Source organism: Daejeonella sp., assembly GCF_049655485.1.
Classification (GTDB): Bacteria; Bacteroidota; Bacteroidia; order Sphingobacteriales; family Sphingobacteriaceae; genus Daejeonella.
On sequence record NZ_JBASJU010000377.1, the window covers coordinates 1 to 3,974 of the forward strand.

General features: G+C 42.5%; 6 protein-coding genes. 2 read left to right on the plus strand and 4 right to left on the minus strand.

Annotation, left to right across the window (positions count from 1 at the left end; genetic code table 11):
- The coding region (locus WBJ10_RS15525; RefSeq protein WP_424291912.1) for a penicillin acylase family protein at nt 1–507 on the minus strand (507 nt) is incomplete at its 3' end.
- A 136-nt stretch (nt 508–643) separates the two neighbouring features.
- On the opposite strand from WBJ10_RS15525, the gene WBJ10_RS15530 reads away from it, so the two are divergent.
- On the plus strand, nt 644–859 hold the full coding sequence (locus WBJ10_RS15530) for a hypothetical protein (RefSeq protein ID WP_424291914.1): 216 nt from the start codon (nt 644–646) through the stop codon (nt 857–859).
- A 145-nt stretch (nt 860–1,004) separates the two neighbouring features.
- On the opposite strand, the gene WBJ10_RS15535 is transcribed toward WBJ10_RS15530, so the two are convergent.
- Both WBJ10_RS15535 and WBJ10_RS15540 read right to left on the minus strand, forming a co-directional pair.
- Nucleotides 1,005–1,955 (minus strand): SPFH domain-containing protein, encoded by a 951-nt coding sequence (locus tag WBJ10_RS15535; RefSeq protein ID WP_424291916.1) that lies wholly within the window; start codon nt 1,953–1,955, stop codon nt 1,005–1,007.
- Nucleotides 1,956–1,961: 6 nt separating this feature from the next.
- Nucleotides 1,962–2,402 carry an NfeD family protein gene (locus tag WBJ10_RS15540; protein WP_424291918.1) on the minus strand — a complete coding sequence of 147 codons (441 nt, stop codon included), beginning with the start codon at nt 2,400–2,402 and terminating at the stop codon, nt 1,962–1,964.
- A 178-nt stretch (nt 2,403–2,580) separates the two neighbouring features.
- On the opposite strand from WBJ10_RS15540, the gene WBJ10_RS15545 reads away from it, so the two are divergent.
- Entirely contained in the window at nt 2,581–3,342 is a 762-nt protein-coding gene (locus WBJ10_RS15545) for a 3-keto-disaccharide hydrolase (protein ID WP_424291920.1), read from the plus strand.
- Nucleotides 3,343–3,422: 80 nt separating this feature from the next.
- On the opposite strand, the gene WBJ10_RS15550 is transcribed toward WBJ10_RS15545, so the two are convergent.
- A complete protein-coding gene (locus WBJ10_RS15550) occupies nt 3,423–3,788 on the minus strand; it encodes a hypothetical protein (RefSeq protein WP_424291922.1) in 366 nt (121 codons plus the stop codon).
- Nucleotides 3,789–3,974 lie beyond the last annotated feature (186 nt).

Here is a 3,974-nt window from a genome sequence, read left to right on the forward strand (position 1 = left end):
CTGTACTGAGCCGCCTTCCATCGAACCCACATCACGGGCATGAACATCATAACCTGTAAAATCGGGTTTGACCCATTCCGGGAATTCGTTTTTATGCCGCTCAATATATCGGTTCATTCCCTTCGCAAAACCTACCAAAATATCCTGAGTCTCTTTTTTAAGAAGCGGAAAAGTTTCTAATGCGCGTGCATATTGAATTTTACTTGAAGCATCTCTATCTATACTCAGGGGCCGTTCATCGGTATTTAAGTCGTGAAACCGCGTCCATTCACCGCGGGCCTTTACCATTCCGTCTACAATTCCACGTCCGTAATCCTCCAGCTGAACGTAGGCCAGTGCAAAGCCTGCAGCCTGCATATTATCAGCTTTTATATGCGGCACTCCATAGGCTGTACGCCGGATGATCACCTGATCAGACAGATCCTGTGCGCTTACATAATGTGGACTGATACCTGCAAATGCAAACAGGAAGCTAAACAAACCCAGGTAGGGAAAACGTAATTTCATTGAGATCGATTTAATATATATGGGGAACACCTTGCGGGAGTTTGACTAATTTATAGTTTTTATGAGGAAAGAAAAAAGAGTCGCAAAATTCCCGCCGTAAAGCTAACCTTATGCTTTTAATTTTCGTATATATGATATGACCCGTTTAGATAAATTAATTTCGGAAAGGTCAAAGGCCTTTCATAGAATTACGAGCTTATATGTCGAATTGAGCATGATGACTGGTGATTCGCCCAGAAATGCTGCCCATCTCTCTGAGATTGCTGAGCTTAAATTGCACGTCACAAAACTTCAAAGAAAGATCGTCTTATCGAGAACGAAAAAAGCCGAGAAATACCTGGCGGAAATATGATGTTGGTATTAGTTCTGATACAGAAGTAATCTGATACAGAAATAATACGGCCCCAGTTTACTTTACCAACGCCCTACTTACAACTTATAATTTTAAACGTACATCATAGAACGTACAACCTGCCTGCCGGCAGACGTACAACGCACTAGTCCTTCTTCGTTATTATCGTATGAGCCGGAGTACTCGTTTTATTTAATACAGAAGTAATACTCGAAATAACCCCTGCAATATCAGAAAGATCAGCAGGTACAATCATGGTGTTGTTAGTCTTTGCAAGCTTACCGAACTCATTCAGGTATTGTTCCGCAACCCTAAGGTTAACCGCATTCATTCCACCTTCGGCATTAATAGATTTTGCTATTTCCGTTATTCCTTTCGCTGTCGCGATGGCAACCATTTCAATCTCTGAAGCTGTACCACTGGCCTCATTAATCTTACGTTGTTTTTCACCCTCCGATCTGGCGATCATTTCTTGCTTATCGCCTTCAGCACGATTAATTTTAGCTTGTTTGTCCCCTTCAGATTCTGCGATCATTGCTCTTTTTTCCCGTTCAGCACGCATCTGTTTTTCCATCGCATCACGTATGCTTTGCGGAGGAGAGATGTTTTTAACCTCGTATCGGGATACTTTGATACCCCAAGGCTCGCTGGCTTTATCAACGGCGCTTACAATGGTACCATTAACAGTTTCACGTTCCTCAAAAGTTTTATCCAGTTCCATTTTACCAATCACACTCCTCATGGTAGTTTGAGAGATCTGAATAACGGCGAAACGGTAATTATCAATTCCATAGGATGCCTTTTGCGGATCCATCACCTGCAGGTACAAAATACCATCTACTTCAACTGCAATATTGTCTTTTGTGATACAAATTTGCGATGCAACATCGATAGCCTGCTCTTTCAGATTTTGCTTGTAAGCAATTTTATCAATAAATGGAATAAGTATATGAAATCCCGCTTCTAAAGAACGGCTGTATTTCCCAAGGCGCTCAAGAATAAAAACCGATCGTTGAGGAACCACTTTAAAAGTGGATAGGAATGCTACAAGTACAAATAAAATGAGGACAATTAAAATGATAGTAGAAGATGTCATGTTGTTCTAAATTAGTTTTACAATTAAGAGAATACTTTTTGTTTCTATGATTTGTACCTGTTGCCCTGGGGCGATAGTGTCAGCTGAAGAAGCATCCCAACTGGTGCCCTTAAAATCCACTTTGCCGTTTCTAACCGGGGAAATTTCAGTTTCCGCATAGCCGACTTTCCCAATAAATTCGTCTTCCAACAATTTGGGGGTTTCACGATACATCCCCAGTTTATCTTTTAAGTATTTTCTAAACAAGGCAACAGTGATCAGCGCGCTTCCCAGAAAGATCATAAGCTGCAGATTCAGACTGATGTCGATGAAAAGTGTGATAACCGCAACGATCCAAGCAGCAATACCAAAAAAGAACAAAATGAAACCTGGTACTGCGAATTCAAGCATGAAAAGTGCGAATCCAATGATAAACCAGATCAATGTCAGATTCATGTATTTTTCCATTCGAATTATAATTTATAGTACAATATATGAAAAAAAAATTAACTCAAAATATCGTCAGAGCAACCAAGCGGAATAAATTTTATATCTTCAATGCGACAATGAAAAGAGGTTATAAGAAGCCACTAAGTCTTGTGGTTTTATAGGTAATAATGGCTCAGAAAGTCCTAATTCTCTACATATGAACAAAAATATTAAAAGAATCGTCGGGGCCATTTGTATACTTCTGATATGTGTCAATGATTCCCTTCTGGCTCAGATACCAATGTTTGAATTTGGTAAAGCAATAAGCTTTGATAACGTTAGCTCCGGGAAAAAGGATAAAGGTACTCCCCTGAAATGGTTTGATGTTAACACCTCAAAGGACACCTGGAAAGTTCAAAAAGACGGTTCGCTTATCACTACTGGAAATCCAATTGGAGTGGTGCGGTCGGGGAAACAATATGAGAACTTCATATTACATTTGGAGTGGAAGCATAATGAACCAGGAGGAAATTCTGGTGTGTTTATCTGGAGTACAGCCGTGCCCAATGAGAACCGGCTGCCTAGTGGGGTGGAAGTGCAGATCCTTGAATTAGATTGGGTGAAGCTAAATACCCGCGATGGGGTAGTGCCGCCAATCGCCTATGTTCATGGTGAGTTGTTTGGTGTGGGTAGTGTCAAGACAGCCACCGATAATCCCCGGGGCGACCGGAGTAAATCGATAGAAAACCGTGCTAAAGGCCGGGGCGAATGGAATACTTACGACATTGTTTGTGTGGATGGTGTAATCAAGCTTTCCGTAAACGGGAAATTTGTAAACGGCATCAGCAAATCAACGTTAAAGAAGGGATATATCTGCCTTGAAGCCGAAGGAGCCGAATTAGAATTCCGAAACTTCAGACTAATCGAGCTAGCTCCCGGAGTAAGCTCGCCAGAGCAAGCGGCGAAACTTCTGCCCTAGGAGTTCCCATTACATTTCTTGGGGCAGCCTTGTCCAAATTGGAAGCGTCGATCTTGGTTCTTGGTTCTTGCTTCTTGGCTCTAAAAAGAATCGTTCCCCGGATCCGGATTCTCCCATTCCGCATTTTCAGCCTCTTCTTTATCGGTTAAGCCACTTCCCGGGCCCGGATGATAAGGAGCTTTCGGGTCTTCAAACTCGCTGCTTGGTTTCGATCCCGGGCCAGTGTACTGACTGATGTCCAGACCCCTTTCATCATCTATCGCCTGCCCGCCAATTAAACCAACTGTTTCCTCAGGATGCCCGGTTTTTTCCGCCTGCCGGAGCGGAGCATCGTCATGCGAAATTTCTGCTTCTGCTTTTTTTTCTTCCATGGCTAAAGCCCTGGCGTCATTCGCACTCCTGTCCTGTTCGTGATGCTCGCCTCTGGTGTGATTTTCAAAAGTCATAATGGTGATTGATAATAATATCTATAAGAGAGTTTTTGATGGGAATGTTTTAAATGGGCAGATAATTTTGTTTAACCCTGCGCCCAGCCTCTCAGCCCAGCATCTTATGAATCGTATCATCCTATGAATCCTAATTAAGTTTCCTCGCTGCGCTTCGGAATGACGAATCATCTGGCGGGAGGAGGG